Source organism: Pseudomonas viridiflava, from assembly GCF_900602065.1.
Lineage (GTDB): Bacteria > Pseudomonadota > Gammaproteobacteria > Pseudomonadales > Pseudomonadaceae > Aquipseudomonas.
This window is the reverse complement of sequence record NZ_UWFN01000200.1, coordinates 98040-112924: the sequence shown is the minus strand read 5'-3', so window position 1 is coordinate 112924 and position 14885 is coordinate 98040. Positions and strand designations below refer to the sequence as shown.

Here is a 14885-nt window from a genome sequence, read left to right as displayed (position 1 = left end):
CAAGAGCGTGATTCTACTTGGCATTGGCTCATCTGGGGCGACTCATCTGCAGGTCGAGGACTACGACCAAAGATTACGCTTTCGATCGCTTGCCAAGCCTTGGCACTTGAGGCGATATAGTCACCCAACGCACACCCCTCACTTTGGCCATGAGACCTGACATGTCAGCAGACCAGCGCTTCAACCTGATCGCCGAGCAACTGGGCTACAGCTTCGACGGCGAAATCAAAATCGGTGGCAATTATGTGCCTGTGGTTCGTCACAACGATGAGATTTATGTCAGCGGCCAGATCCCCCGGGTTGGCGACACCGTGATAGTAACGGGGCGTGCCGGGGCCGATACCAGCCTCGCCCAGGCACAACTGGCCGCGAAAATTTGCGCCATGCGCGCGCTGGCGTTACTGCAACGCAGCGCCGGTTCGCTGGAGGGGATCAAACGCCTGCTGCGCATGAACCTGTACGTGCAATGTGCGCAGGATTTCACCCAGCAGAGCGAAGTGGCGGATGGCGCATCTGAAGTGTTGTTCTTCGTACTCGGCGAAGCAGGCGCGCACACTCGCAGCTCGATCGGCGTTTATCAGTTACCGAAAAACGCGACGGTCGAGCTTGACCTGATTGCGGTGGTGTGATGCAGACGTCAACTACGCACACCGTTGAACGTTTGCGAGCCCGGCATGCGGCTGCGTATCGGGAATTGATGCTTGAGGCGTATACACGCCACCCCGAGGCGTTCACCTCATCGCCTGAAGAGCGCGCCGCCCTGCCCTTGTCGTGGTGGGAGCACAGGCTTGATGAGGCGGAGGATGCGGGCCAAGTGGTGTTCGGCATCCTCGACGGTGAAACCGTACTGGGCGCTGTGGGCTTGACCTTCAGCAGTCGGCAACGGGCCCGGCACAAAGTGTTGTTGTTCGGCATGTATGTCGTCGCTGAACAACAGGGCAAAGGTTACGGCCAGACGCTGCTCAAAGCAGCGCTGGATTACGCACGTAACCGGCCTGACGCTTTGCTGGTACAACTGACTGTCAGTGAAGACAACCCATCAGCCCGCAGGCTTTACGAGCACAACGGATTTGAATCCTTTGGCCTGGAACCGCTGGCCGTCGCGACCGGGACCGGGTTCATTTCCAAAGTCCATATGTGGCGAGCACTTCGCGAACTGTGACGCTGGCTGGCTGCTTGTGATTGGCGTTCGATGCCCCGCCATAGAGCAGGGTTAGTCCCTTCGGTTTTGCTGAACATATGGGAAAAATGCGCCTGATCGCAAAACCCGCACTCGGCGCTGATTTGCGTAAGGGTCATCGCCGAGTGCTTGATCAGTTCCTTGGCTTGCTGGATGCGCTGATTGCGAATCCAGTCCTGAGGAGACATACCCGTACTGCGCTTGAATGAGCGCGAGAAATGGCTACGGGTCAACTCGCAGGACGCCGCGAGAAAAGGCACGGAAACTTTCTTGCTCAGGTCGGCGCTGATGAGTTGCTTGACCAATGCCAGGCGGCCGGGAGACAGGCCACCGGTTACCGGCAGATCAGGACTGACGCCCAACCCGGTGAATGCCGCCGGATCAGCATCGTTATTAACGTCGTACGGGGGGTTGTCCATGAGGGCGAGCCTTGCAAAAAATTCCTTGAGGTATCTTCGCAGGCGTCGACTTTCAAACAACCCTCGCAAGGGGAGCGCAACGGTCATCAAGGTGCGCAATCAGGACATAGCCGCACTCGGACAATAAAAAGATAGCGGGTTACTACTTTAAACCGCAGTGCTCTTATCGCGAGCAAGCTCTGTTCCCACATCCAGGCGCTCACACCGCACTAAGGGTAGGAGCGAACGTGTTCGCGAGGCTCAACCAAACTGCTGCCGATACTGGCTCGGTGTCAGGCCGAGTCGGTCGCTGAACAGCGAGCGCATGTACCGCACGCTGCCAAACCCACTGCGATGGGCAATGGTCTTGAGCGGCAGCGCCGTGGTTTCCAGCAGGTTGCGGGCCCTGTCGAGCCGGGCATTCTGGATGAACTCCATCGGCGTCATGTTGACTTCGCGACTGAAGACCCTGGCGAAATGCCGAGGGCTCATTGCAGCCATCGACGCCATGCGTTCGATGCAGAAGCTCTCTTCAAGATGCTCCACAAGGTAGTTCTGCACCCGGGTGATGGGTGTTTCCTGGGTAGCGACTGAAGCCACCAGCGGACTGAACTGCGCTTGTCCGCCCTGCCGCTTCATGACAACCAGCAACACCTTGGCGACATCCAGCGCGACTTTCTTGCCATGATCCTCGGCGACCAGCGCCAACGCCAGGTCGATCCCGGCCGTGACACCACCCGAGGTCACCAGACGGCGGTCCTTGATATAGATCTGATCGGTGGTCACATGGGCTGCGGGAAAGCCCTTGATCAAGCGCTCGGTGTAATGCCAGTGAGTGGTCACCGTATGGCCATCGAGCAAACCGGCCCGCCCCAGCAGAAACGCGCCCGTGCAAATCGAACCGTAGAGGACCGATTCCTGCGCAGCCCGCTGCAGCCACGCCACGAGTGGCGGATGACTGTCGTTATAAGACCCCGGTCCTCCCGGCACCAGTAATACATCAAAGGAAGTCGGGGCGTGCTCAACACACGTATCCGGGGTGACGGTCACGCCATTTGACGCACGAATGGGCGAAGACTGAGTACCGACGGTCGTCAGTTGGTAGTGCCTGGAAGGATCAAGATAACGATTGGCGATTGAAAAGACTTCCATCGGCCCGGCCATGTCGAGCAGAAGAAAATCAGGAAACAAAATAATTGCAACGGTCTTCATGGTCTGAAATCGCTCAAATCGAGTTCTATACTTTAAAACAAACGTCCGGGCCGGGCCTGCTTCAGTCCCAGGCCTCTGGCGGTGTGCATATTAACGTTTTGAGCGAAGTCTGGTCGGTTCTGGAGACCGGGTGACAAGTCGGTAGTGGCGTTACCTGTGTCGAGGCCGACGATCGTCAACCCCGACAACTGCCAGTCAATCGTCAAGCGTTTTAGGGGCACCTTTTGCGGGCTTGCCGGTTTTTTCCGCACCGGGTTTGGCTTCGGGCACCGGAGCAGCCACAGCCGGGGCGCTGGCAGCCTTTTCTTCCGTGGGTAACTGATCAACAGTCGTGAACAGGTCTTTCACGCCAATGGGGCCCAACTGATCAAGCTTTTTCTCGCCGTCCTTGCCGACCAGAATGACCTTGGTGCCGGTACTGGCGCCCAGCTTCAGCTCACGGATAAGCGCCATGGTTGATTGCGCATCGAGGTCTTTGCCGTTGCGCTTGCCCATGGTGTTGATCACGGTGTAGAGGACCATGTCACGTTCAGTGAAGGCTTTCTGATTAGCCGGCTCCTTGAGGGCGTTTTGCAGGCTGACCAGCGTTGGATCCACGCTGCTGGGTGCAATCACGATCAGTGGCCGGGCCTTGCCACGATCCTGGTTCAGAGGGCTGTCACTGTCAGCTGCAAGCAGAGGGCCTGCAGAGACAAGCAACGTAGCGATGGTCAACGACCGGATAAACATAAATGGCTCCTTCAAACCGAGACAGGGACACTCTTCGGGCTTTCGACGCTGTTTTAGATGTTTTGTTCTAACCGGTATAGCTCAATGGTCACCGAGCGCTTGTATTCAGCGGGGTGCAGACACCAGCTTCAAACCGACGATACCGGCCAGAATCAGCAAAAAACACAGAATCCGCAACACACTGCGATCTTCGCCCAGCACCAGCATTCCGTAAATTGCCGTACCCAGGGCACCAATCCCTACCCAGACAGCATAGGCTGTGCCCACCGGTATCGTGCGCGTGGCCAGGGAGAGCAGGTACATGCTCAAACAGATAAAGAAACCGCAAAAAAGGCTGGGCAAGAGCCGGGTAAAGCCGTCGGTGCGAGGCATGACCGCCGCATAAATGATCTCGCAGGCACCGGCGAACAACAGAAACATCCAGCTCATCAAACGTCCTTAAGAGTGTTTTCTTCACAAAGCACAGGGACAAAATAGCGGTGCCAGAGCGGTGGGTGCAAGGTTTGCGGGATTACACGGATCCTCTAAGAGGTGCCGAACCGGCCGCCTCTGGCCTTCACGGGCAGGCAGCCCACAGGCTCTGCTCAAGGCTCACCGTCGTGGGACCGGCTTTAGCCAGGAAGGCTGCATTCCTGACGATAAAAATGTGGTGACTGTACGGGCCTCTACCCGGTTGAAGCCGAATGCCGCCCTGCTGGTCCCACGCCATCGCTTCAATGAGGGGCACAGCCACCTTCCCACAAACTTTATCTGTATATCCATACAGATAAAACTTGCCGAAAACATCATCACTGCTCATGCTGTGCCCCATCAAAACCGTAAAAATCGATGGTACTCATGCGGCTGTTTCTCTGCGAAAAACCCTCCCAGGCCAAAGATATCGCCGCCGTATTGGGCGCAAAGCGCCGTGGCGATGGCTGCTGGGTCGGTCCCGACGCGACAGTGACCTGGTGCATTGGCCATTTGCTTGAGACTGCCCCCCCTGATAGCTACGACGCCCGCTACAAACGCTGGGTACTGGATGACCTGCCCATCGTCCCGGAAAAATGGAAAATGCTGGTCAAACCGCGTACCGCAAGCCAGTTCAAGGCGGTGAAGCGACTTCTGGGCGAAGCATCCGAGCTGGTCATCGCCACCGACGCCGACCGCGAAGGGGAAATGATCGCCCGGGAACTGGTGGACCATTGTCGATATCGCGGGCCGATTCAGCGCCTGTGGCTCTCCGCCCTGGACGATGCGTCGATCCGCAAGGCCTTGAATGCCCTCAAGCCCGATGCCGAGACCTTCAGCCTCTACCATTCGGCATTGGGACGTTCGCGGGCAGACTGGCTGATAGGCATGAACATGAGTCGCCTGTTCACCCTCCTCGGCCGGCAATCGGGTTATCAAGGCGTCCTGCCCGTAGGGCGTGTACAAACCCCGACGCTGCGCCTGGTGGTGGATCGGGACCGCAGCATTGCGGAGTTTGTCCCTGTCCCGTTCTGGGCAATCGATGTGCAGCTTCGCCACGCCGATCAGACGTTCACCGCACAATGGCGCGCGGCATCCGATGTGTGTGACGACCAGGATCGTTGCCTGAATCAGGTAACGGCGCAGCGCGCCGTCGAGGCCATGCGCAACGCTGGTCAGGCCAGGCTGCTCAAACTTCGAACCGAGCGTGTACGCGAATCTGCACCGCTGCCGTTCGACCTCGGCACGCTGCAGGAAATCTGCTCGAAAAAGCTTGGTCTGGGCGCCCAGGAGACGCTGGACATCGCCCAGTCGCTTTACGAAACCCACAAGGTCATCACCTACCCGCGAAGCGACTGCGGTTATCTGCCGGTCAGTCAACACAGCGATGCGACAAGAATCATTGCCGCACTGGGCCGTGCTGATCCGGCGTTGGGCGAACTGCTCAAGCACCTGTACCCAGCACGGCGCTCGAAGGCCTGGAACGATGCCAAGGTCAGCGCCCACCACGGCATCATCCCCACGGGCGCGGGCAAATCTCTTGAGCAACTGACGGGTAAATACCGGGCGGTCTTCACCCTGATAAGAGCCCGCTACCTTGCACAGTTCCTGCCCAATCATGAATACGATCGCACGCAGGCCGACTTTGACTGTGGCGGTGAAAAACTTCGCGCGACGGGCAAGCTGATTGTCGAACAAGGCTGGAAACGAGCGCTACCCGAGGCTCTGACCCCCGCCAAAGGCCGCGAAGCTCCCGCCCCCCAAGCACTGCCGAGACTGGCTGAAGGTTGCGACTACCCGGTCGCCGACATCACCCTCAAAGACCTCTGGACCCAACCGCCCAAGCCATACACCGAGGGCGATCTGATCAAGGCGATGAAAAATGTCGCACGACTGGTAGAAGATCCGCTGCTCAAGCAGAAGCTCAAGGACACCACCGGGATCGGCACCGAAGCGACTCGCGCCGGCATCATTCAGGGTTTGCTGGACAGGGGCTACCTGATCAAGAACGGTAAAGCGCTGGCAGCGACTCCGGCAGCGTTCAGTCTGATAGACGCCGTCCCCCGAGCCATTGCCGATCCAGGCACCACGGCTATCTGGGAGCAGGCGCTGGATATGGTCCAGGCTGGCGAGATGAGCCTCGAAGAGTTTGTCACCCGACAGGCCAGCTGGATGAGCAAACACGTCAGCCGTTGTATCGGCATGCGGATGGTCATCACCGCCGCAAGCCCCGCCGGAGTTTCTCCGCCCTGGAAAAACAAACGCAAGGCTGGCAAACGGAAAACGGCTGGCGCTGGTGGCGGCCGCCCGCGACGGACAGTAAAGGCTGCGGGTAAAGCTTGATCAGGTATAGGATGAAGTCTGTAAGCCACTCACTTGTAAGGAGTTGACGCTCAATTGAATCATCGGTTGAATGAGTGTGTCTGTTCAGATCAGGCCGCGCAGAACCAACCGCACCGCATCAACTCAGACAAGGAGGATATTGAGTCACCGGGTTTTCACCCGTTTCAATCGTGGTGATGGCTTTTGCCCCACGATGCTCAACTTCACATGTGCCCGCCCGGTCGCCTCCGTTCATGCAAGGCCGTGCAGGACCTCATTATCCGGATGCGCCTGAGCCCGATTGGCTCAGCGGCATTTCTTCAAGGGATTTCAGAATGCCCCAAAGACAAGTAATCAACGCCTCGGTAAGCCCGAAAGGCAGCCTCGAAACATTGTCCCAACGCGAAGTACAGCAACTCAGCGCCGCCGGCTCAGGCAGCATTTACACGCTATTCCGCCAATGCGCTCTGGCGATCCTCAACACCGGCGCGCATGTCGATAACGCCAAGACCATCCTTGAGGCTTACGAGAGCTTCGAAGTCCGTATTCACCAGCAGGACCGCGGTGTCCGTCTGGAACTCCTCAACGCGCCAGCTGATGCGTTCGTCGACGGGGAGATGATTGCCAGCACCCGCGAAATGCTCTTCAGCGCGCTGCGCGACATCGTCTACACCGAAAGTGAACTGGACAGCCAGCGTATTGACCTGGAAAGCTCACAGGGCATCACCGACTACGTGTTTCACCTGCTGCGCAATGCCCGCACGCTGCGGCCGGGGCTTGAGCCGAAAATGGTGGTGTGCTGGGGCGGACACTCGATCAACACCGAAGAATACAAATACACCAAGAAGGTCGGCCACGAACTCGGCCTGCGCAGCCTGGATATCTGTACCGGTTGCGGCCCGGGAGTGATGAAAGGCCCGATGAAAGGTGCAACCATCGCCCACGCCAAACAGCGGATCAACGCTGGTCGTTATCTGGGGTTGACCGAGCCGGGCATCATCGCAGCGGAAGCCCCCAACCCGATCGTCAACGAACTGGTGATCCTGCCCGACATCGAGAAACGCCTTGAAGCGTTCGTCCGCGTCGGGCACGGCATCATCATCTTTCCGGGTGGCGCAGGTACTGCTGAAGAGTTCCTCTACCTGCTGGGCATCCTGATGCACCCGGACAACCGCGACCTGCCGTTCCCGGTCGTGCTCACCGGACCAAGAAGCGCAGCGCCGTATCTGGAGCAACTGCACGCGTTTGTCGGCGCAACCCTGGGCGAGTCGGCCTACAAGCATTATCAGATCATCATTGACGATCCCGCTGAAGTGGCCAGAGAAATGGTTGCAGGCCTCAAGGCCGTCAAGCAGTTCCGCCGCGACCGCAATGACGCGTTCCACTTCAACTGGTTGCTGAAAATTGATGAAGGCTTCCAGCACCCGTTTGATCCGACCCACGAAAACATGGCCTCACTGCAACTGAGCCGTTCACTGCCGCCTCACCAGTTGGCAGCCAACTTGCGTCGTGCGTTTTCGGGCATTGTTGCCGGTAACGTGAAGGACAAAGGCATTCGTCTGATCGAGCAGTATGGCCCGTACGAAATCCACGGCGACAACGAAATCATGGAGCCTCTGGATCGGCTGCTGCATGCGTTCGTTGAACAACACCGCATGAAACTTCCCGGCGGTGCGGCTTACGAGCCTTGCTATCGAGTGGTGACGTAAGCCCCGTCAAATTCGGTCTTTGAAGGCGACCCAAGCCCTGTAGGAGCTCACCGAGGTAACGAGGCCAGCGATAGCGGCGTGTCAGACAAACCGCCATCGCAGGCCTCGCAACCTCGGTGAGCACCGAAAGGTTATGCGTTTACTACAGGCTGTACGGACTTAATCCTGGTGTGCGTCGCAGCAGTCACCTCCTCCCTCCCCGTACACGACGTCAGCGTCTTGCATACCCCCGACACAATCGCATCCACTTCCTGCTCATTGAGCGTCAACGGTGGCAGCAAGCGAATCGTTTTGCCCCGTGTCACGTTGATCAACAGGCCATGCTCTCTGGCAGCAATCGCGGCAAGATTGGGTAAAGGCCGGGTCAGCTCGATGCCCACCATCAACCCCTTGCCACGAATAGCCAGCACATTCGGGTGTTCACTCAGGGCTGCCCGCAAGCCGGCGAGTAGCCGTTCACCTTGATGACGGGCGTTACTCAGCAGGTTCTGATCATTGAGGATGTCCACTACTGTGCAGCCAGCCCGGCATGCCAGCGGATTTCCACCAAAGGTGCTGCCGTGGCTGCCCGGCGTAAATAACTGCGCAGCTTTGCCCCGTGCCAGGCAGGCGCCGATCGGAACGCCATTGGCCAGCCCCTTGGCCAACGTCATCACGTCCGGCACGATGCCTTCGTGCTGGAAAGCAAACCATTGCCCGGTACGGCCCATACCGGTTTGAATCTCGTCCAGCATCAGCAACCAGGCACGCCGACTGCACAGCTCCCGCAGAGCCTTCAGGTAACCCGGCGGGGCTAACTGAACACCACTTTCGCCCTGAATCGGTTCCAGCAGAATCGCCGTGATGCGATTGCCGTAGGCCTGACACACCTTGTCCAATGCCGGTAAATCCCCAAAAGGCACTTTGACGAAGTCACCGGGCAACGAATTGAACCCTAACCGCACCGCCGGACCATCGCTGGCTGACAGGGTCCCGAGTGTGCGGCCATGGAAGGCATTGTCCATCACCACCACTAACGGCTTTTCGATCCCTTTGTGCCATGCGTAGAGTCGGGCCAGTTTCAGCGCGGTCTCGTTGGCTTCTGCGCCGGAGTTATTGAAAAACGCCTTGTCCATACCCGCCAGCCGGGTCAGTTTCTCGGCCAGTAGCTGCTGCCATTGAATGCTGTACAGGTTCGAAGTGTGTATCAGCAGACTGGCCTGCTCGCTGATGGCCGCTACCAAACGGGGATGGGAATGCCCCACATTGGTGACTGCCACACCCGCCACCGCATCCAGATATTCGCGGCCAGTATCGTCCCACACACGGGTACCCAAGCCGCGAACAAAGTTCAGCGCAAGGGGTTGATACGTGGTCATCAGGCTAGTGGCGGTCATGATGTGAAACTCCATCTCGGGCGTGGTTTTTTCCAGTATCGTTAGCAACCTGAGCTGGATAAACGGCCAATCTCTTAAATCATTTTAAAGTCAGGCTTGATAATGGACTTACTCCAGGCAATGTCGGTTTTTGTAAAAGTGGTCGAAACAGGCAGCATGACGGCGGCGGCGATGGAATGCGGCATGTCGACCACGATGGTCGGCAACCACCTGCGCGGGCTTGAGCAAAGGCTGGGGGTCAGCCTGCTGAAACGTACGACCCGGCGTCAGGGGCTGACAGAGTTTGGTGCAACGTACTACCAACGTTGTGTCGATGTACTCGCGCTGGTGGCGGACTCGGAGCAGTTGGCCGCGCAGTCCCAAGACACTCCCCAGGGGACGTTACGGATCACTGCACCGTTCACGTTCGGCTCGGAAAGCCTTGCCCCGGCGCTCAGCGAATTCATTCGCCGCTACCCGCAAATCAAGCTCGACATTGTCTGGAGTAACGAGCGCATGGACTTGATCGGCCAGGGTTTCGACGCCGCTATCCGCCTGGGTCCTGTCCACACCTCAAGTCTGGTCGCCCGGCCACTGCTGGATTACACCCTGACCCTGTGCGCTGCACCCTCGTACCTGCAACACCGAGGCACGCCCCTCGCGCCTATGGACCTGCAGCAACACGACTGCCTGGCATTTGCCTACCCGGCGGGTGACGACTGGAGTTCGGTTGAAAAACACTGGCGTTTGACGGGTGCGGATGGCGAGGTGCTGGTTCCGGTCAGCGGGCCGATCACGATGAATACCTCGGCGGGCCTGCACAAGGCAGCGCGTGCCGGAGCCGGGATAGTGATGATGCCTGACGCGCTTGTGCGTGAAGACCTGGCAGACGGCAGGCTGATCGCCCTGCTACCTGATTACCAGTTGCCGTGTCGCCCGATGAATCTGCTTTACCCCCAGGACCGCTACAGGTCACCCAAACTACGCAGCTTCGTCGACTACGTGATGGAGTTGTGGGGCCGCCCGGTAGACGCGCGGTAGCACACGAGATCTGTTGGACACACCGCTTCGCTGCCTTCGGTAGCTCTTACAAACATCGGGAGCGTGGGGGGTGAGGACAACAAAACAAAAAATAGTTCCGTCTATTAACGACAAAATATTTCCGCGTTTGAAATTGCGCTGCTACGCTTTTTCCTGACCTCAAATCAGGGAAACCCCCGCAAATAAAGGCAAAACACACGTCAAAAAAACATGATCGTGAAAAAAACCCCTCAAATGAGGTGCGTGCCCGTCCGAGTGTTTAGCGATTGGCGTCATAAATGTGACTAAAGTCTCAGTCGTACGAGCAGATAACCAGATATTCGCAAATCATCCTTTGTAGCAGTTCAAGGAACGAACCATGACGCCGAGCCATAACGGTAGTTCTCATAGTCAAGGCCGCCAAACGCTCTTCCTCTGGTTTCCGCTGGTGCCTGCAGTCGCAGGATGCGCAGCACTGTTGTTGTCGGCACCGACCCAATTGAACATCGGTTTAAGCGCTGCCGTACTGGCTGCTGGCGTCGCCACGGGCCTGTTCGCTGCCGCCAGCCAAAATCGCAAACTCCTTGCCATCGCCCAGGCGACAGCCTTGCATCATCAGCAAACTGCTGAAGGCGCATCGCTGCAATCGAATGCACAGATCAACGAAGTCTTGCTCGGTGCAATGCCCATCTGGGCCAAGCAGGTAGAAAGCTCGCGGCAACAGACCGAAACCGCCATTGTGACCCTGACCGGCCGCTTCACCGGTATTTCCTCGCGGCTTCAGGAAACAGTGCATGCGTCGCAACATGCAGCGGGTGATCTGGGTGGGCAAAGCAACGATGGCGCACTGCAGGTTCTCGCGCAAAGCGACAGCGACCTGGTGCAGGTGATCAATTCCCTCAAAGCCACGCAGACCAGCCGCGACGAAACCCTCGCCCAGGTTCGCAACCTCACCGCCTACACCGGCGAGCTGCGCACCATGGCGGCTGATGTCGCGGCCATTGCTGCGCAAACCAACCTGTTGGCACTCAACGCCGCCATCGAGGCCGCACGCGCTGGCGAAGCCGGTCGCGGTTTTGCCGTGGTTGCCGACGCCGTACGCAGCCTGTCAAGCAAGTCCAGTGAGACCGGTCAGCAGATGTCAGCCAAGGTGGACATCATCAACACCGCCATTACCCAGTTGGTGCAGGCCGCCTCCAGCGGTGCGGATCAGGACAGCAACTCGGTGGCCAACTCCGAAAACAGCATCCAGCGTGTTCTGGAACGTTTCAAGAGTGTTACCGAGCGCCTTGCCGAGTCCGCGGAAATGCTTCAGCAGGAAAGCTTCGGCATCCGCGATGAAATGACGGAAGTGCTGGTCAGCCTGCAATTTCAGGATCGGGTCAGCCAGATCCTGACCCACGTGCGAGACAACATCGACGACCTGCACGCACACCTTCAGCAGGCGACCCAGATGCCTGACCAGGCGGTGCCCATTGACGCGCGTAGCTGGCTCGCCCGTATGGAGGCGACCTACGCCACCGACGAACAGCGCGATACGCACCATGGCAGCAGCACCGGACAACAGAATTCTCAGGAAATAACCTTCTTCTAGGAGAGCCTCATGGCTAAAAATGTATTGGTTGTCGACGACTCCAGCAGCGTTCGGCAAGTAGTGGGCATCGCCCTGAAAAGCGCGGGTTATGACGTTATCGAGGCCAGTGATGGCCGGGACGCATTGAGCAAGCTCAACGGTCAGAAAGTGCACTTGATCATCAGCGACGTGAACATGCCAAACATGGACGGCATCACCTTTGTAAAGGAAGTCAAAAAACTTCCGAACTACAAGTTCACGCCCATCATCATGCTCACCACCGAGTCTCAGGAATCGAAAAAAATGGAAGGCCAGGCGGCTGGCGCCAAGGCCTGGGTGGTCAAGCCGTTCCAGCCCGCGCAGATGCTCGCAGCGGTTTCCAAACTGATTCTGCCCTGATTGCCTGCTACTTGATGCCTGCTACTTGATGCTGATACCCGGGAGGTTGCGATGCCGCTTGCATGCGAAATACTCAATGACACGGCACACGTGAACATCGACGGTGAGCTGACCATCTATACCGCCTCGGAATTGTCCGCCCAATTGCTGCCGAAGCTGGGCGCGACGCCGCAGATGCAGATCGATCTGTCGCAGATCACCGAAATGGACGGCGCAGGCCTGCAACTACTGATCATGGTCACCCGTGAGGCCTCCCGTGCCGGGACCGCGTTGACGCTGACCGGGCATAGCAAAGCTGTACTGGAAACCCTGCAATTGAGCGGCCTGGGCCCGTCGGTTTAACCACGGCAGGCCCGGCCGCCATGGCCGACACGACAAGGAGCTGAACGTGAGCATTAACCTCGATCAGGCATTACAAACGTTCATCGTCGAGGCTCGCGAGCTGTTGGAAGCGATGGAAGAGTCGTTGCTGCAACTGGAGAGCGAACCTGGCAATGATGACGCCATCGGTGCGATCTTCCGTGCAGCGCATACCATCAAGGGCTCTGCCGGTCTGTTCGGACTGGACCCTATCGTCAGCTTCACGCACATCGTCGAAGACGTGCTCGATCGCTTGCGCGAAGGCAGTGTCGCCGCCGATGCAGGTCTGATTGCAGTGCTGCTCAAATCCGGCGATCACATGCTGGAACTGATCGATGTGGTCGCCAGTCAGGGCGGTCAATTGCAAGCGCCCGCTCTGGCCCGCGAAGCAGAACTGCGCAAAACCCTGCAGGCTTATCAGGCACACAGCGACAAGGACAGCGAAGAACCGGAAGTCATCCCGGACAGCGACGCGCCAGCCGAGCACTCCGACGCGGTGCTTTGGCATCTATCCCTGCGCTTCGGTCAGGACGTATTTCGCAACGGCATGGACCCGTTGTCGTTCCTGCGTTTTCTGGGCACCCTGGGTGAAATCGTTGCGATACAGACACTGACCGACAACCTGCCCGCCCTCGAAGCATGGGACGCAGAGTCGTGCTATCTGGGCTTCGAAATCGACTTCAACTCCAGCGCAACCCACGCAGCGATCAATGAAGTCTTCGACTTTGTACGCGATGAATGCCTGGTAGACATTACCCGAATCGATTCGGCTGCGACGGCCACTCAGCAGGCTGAAACGGGCACTGAGCTTGTCTCTCAAGGGACAGAGCACGGCACGGCCATGGTCGCGATGGGCGAACTGCTGGAAGACCAGCGTTCAGTGCCACGCGTCCCTGCGCAACTTTCCAGCGAAAAATCGCTGGCCAGCGAAAAGCAGGTTTCCGCCGACAAGCCAGTCGACAGCAAAGCCAAAGATGGCCGTTACGTGCGCGTCAACGCTGACAAGCTCGACGAACTGATCAATCTGGTGGGCGAACTGGTAATTGCCAGCGCGGGCGCCACCCTGCTCGCCCGTACGTGCGACAACGATCCCCTGCAGGAGTCGACGTCAACAGTCTCCGGGCTGGTAGAGGAAATTCTTGATGGTGCGTTGCGCCTGCGGATGATCCCTATCGGCGACACATTCAACCGCTTCCGTCGGGTCGTGCGTGACGTCAGCCAGGAGCTGGGCAAAGACATCGACCTGATCATCAGTGGTGCCGAAACCGAACTGGACAAAACGGTCGTCGAGAAAATCGGCGACCCGCTCATGCACTTGCTGCGCAATGCCATGGACCACGGGATTGAAAGCGCCGAGGCACGACTCGCCGCCGGCAAGCCTGCCAAGGGCCACCTGCACCTGAACGCTTACCACGACTCGGGCAGTATCGTCCTCGAAATCGCCGATGACGGCGCGGGATTGAATCGCGACCGGATTCTGGAAAAAGCCCAGGAACGCGGCCTGCTCGCCCCCGGCGCGACCCTCACCGATCAGGAAATCTACAACCTGATATTCGAAGCAGGTTTCTCTACTGCCCAGGCCGTTACCAACCTTTCCGGCCGTGGCGTCGGCATGGACGTGGTCAAGCGCAACATCACCTTGCTGCGCGGCACTGTCGATCTGGACAGCAAGCCGGGCCAGGGCACCGTGATACGCATCCGCCTGCCGCTGACCCTGGCCATTATCAATGGCTTCCTGGTCGGCATTGGCCAGTCCACTTATGTGATTCCTCTGGACATGGTCCAGGAGTGCATCGAACTCAGTGAAGACGACCGTCAGATCAGCCGCGAACAAGGTTATCTGGACCTGCGCGGGGAAGTTCTGCCCCTGGTGTATCTGCGTGACCACTTCCAGCACGACGGTCCTCCCGCACGTCGCCAGAACGTGGTGGTGGTGCGCTATGCCGAGCACAAGGCGGGATTGGTCGTAGACGACCTGCTGGGTGAATTCCAGACCGTTATCAAACCGTTGGGCAAGCTGTTCGGCGCACTGCGCGGCATCAGCGGCTCGACCATTCTGGGCAGTGGCGCGGTGGCGTTGATCCTCGACGTCCCGGCCCTGCTCAGCCAAATCGTACATCTAGAAACACGCTACACCGCCAATCAAGCCCAATCGCCAGCCACTGCCCGTTGATGCAC

The 14885-nt window shown here is 58.4% G+C and carries 15 protein-coding genes; 9 read left to right on the top strand and 6 right to left on the bottom strand.

What is annotated here, in order from left to right; all coding sequences use genetic code 11:
• Positions 1-161: 161 nt before the first annotated feature.
• Both EE949_RS11065 and EE949_RS11060 read left to right on the top strand, forming a co-directional pair.
• Positions 162-629, top strand: coding sequence for a RidA family protein (locus EE949_RS11065; protein ID WP_122664314.1), 468 nt, complete (start codon positions 162-164; stop codon positions 627-629).
• Positions 629-1162 carry a GNAT family N-acetyltransferase gene (locus EE949_RS11060; protein WP_122664313.1) on the top strand — a complete coding sequence of 178 codons (534 nt, stop codon included), beginning with the start codon at positions 629-631 and terminating at the stop codon, positions 1160-1162. The genes EE949_RS11065 and EE949_RS11060 overlap by 1 nt, the downstream gene beginning before the upstream one ends.
• On the opposite strand, the gene EE949_RS11055 is transcribed toward EE949_RS11060, so the two are convergent.
• The 5 genes from EE949_RS11055 to EE949_RS11035 form a co-directional block, all read right to left on the bottom strand.
• Positions 1054-1599 carry a helix-turn-helix domain-containing protein gene (locus EE949_RS11055; RefSeq protein ID WP_122664312.1) on the bottom strand — a complete coding sequence of 182 codons (546 nt, stop codon included), beginning with the start codon at positions 1597-1599 and terminating at the stop codon, positions 1054-1056. The two genes, EE949_RS11060 and EE949_RS11055, sit on opposite strands and share 109 nt — an antisense overlap.
• Before the next feature lie 240 nt (positions 1600-1839).
• The gene (locus tag EE949_RS11050) at positions 1840-2790 is read right to left on the bottom strand and encodes a GlxA family transcriptional regulator (RefSeq protein WP_122664311.1); all 951 of its coding nucleotides are present in this window, start codon (positions 2788-2790) and stop codon (positions 1840-1842) included.
• Between the two features lie 195 nt (positions 2791-2985).
• Entirely contained in the window at positions 2986-3519 is a 534-nt protein-coding gene (locus EE949_RS11045) for a DUF4174 domain-containing protein (RefSeq protein ID WP_122664310.1), read from the bottom strand.
• 105 nt (positions 3520-3624) lie between these two features.
• The gene (locus EE949_RS11040) at positions 3625-3948 is read right to left on the bottom strand and encodes a DMT family transporter (RefSeq protein WP_122664309.1); all 324 of its coding nucleotides are present in this window, start codon (positions 3946-3948) and stop codon (positions 3625-3627) included.
• 127 nt (positions 3949-4075) lie between these two features.
• Entirely contained in the window at positions 4076-4318 is a 243-nt protein-coding gene (locus tag EE949_RS11035) for a hypothetical protein (protein ID WP_162874601.1), read from the bottom strand.
• A 38-nt stretch (positions 4319-4356) separates the two neighbouring features.
• On the opposite strand from EE949_RS11035, the gene EE949_RS11030 reads away from it, so the two are divergent.
• On the top strand, positions 4357-6312 hold the full coding sequence (locus EE949_RS11030; protein WP_122664307.1) for a DNA topoisomerase III: 1956 nt from the start codon (positions 4357-4359) through the stop codon (positions 6310-6312).
• A gap of 314 nt (positions 6313-6626) precedes the next feature.
• Entirely contained in the window at positions 6627-8000 is a 1374-nt protein-coding gene (gene ppnN / locus EE949_RS11025; RefSeq protein ID WP_122664306.1) for a nucleotide 5'-monophosphate nucleosidase PpnN, read from the top strand.
• Between the two features lie 131 nt (positions 8001-8131).
• Here the strand turns inward: ppnN and EE949_RS11020 are convergent, their stop codons facing one another.
• The gene (locus EE949_RS11020; protein WP_122664476.1) at positions 8132-9376 is read right to left on the bottom strand and encodes an acetylornithine transaminase; all 1245 of its coding nucleotides are present in this window, start codon (positions 9374-9376) and stop codon (positions 8132-8134) included.
• 102 nt (positions 9377-9478) lie between these two features.
• On the opposite strand from EE949_RS11020, the gene EE949_RS11015 reads away from it, so the two are divergent.
• The 5 genes from EE949_RS11015 (at position 9479) to EE949_RS10995 (ending at position 14880) form a co-directional block, all read left to right on the top strand.
• Positions 9479-10396 carry a LysR family transcriptional regulator gene (locus tag EE949_RS11015; RefSeq protein WP_122664305.1) on the top strand — a complete coding sequence of 306 codons (918 nt, stop codon included), beginning with the start codon at positions 9479-9481 and terminating at the stop codon, positions 10394-10396.
• Positions 10397-10754: 358 nt separating this feature from the next.
• Entirely contained in the window at positions 10755-11969 is a 1215-nt protein-coding gene (locus EE949_RS11010; RefSeq protein WP_122664304.1) for a methyl-accepting chemotaxis protein, read from the top strand.
• Positions 11970-11978: 9 nt separating this feature from the next.
• A complete protein-coding gene (locus EE949_RS11005) occupies positions 11979-12347 on the top strand; it encodes a response regulator (RefSeq protein WP_122664303.1) in 369 nt (122 codons plus the stop codon).
• 51 nt (positions 12348-12398) lie between these two features.
• Positions 12399-12689, top strand: a complete 291-nt coding sequence (locus EE949_RS11000; RefSeq protein WP_122664302.1) for an STAS domain-containing protein — start codon at positions 12399-12401, stop codon at positions 12687-12689.
• A gap of 46 nt (positions 12690-12735) precedes the next feature.
• A complete protein-coding gene (locus tag EE949_RS10995) occupies positions 12736-14880 on the top strand; it encodes a chemotaxis protein CheA (protein ID WP_122664301.1) in 2145 nt (714 codons plus the stop codon).
• The last annotated feature ends 5 nt before the right edge of the window (positions 14881-14885 follow it).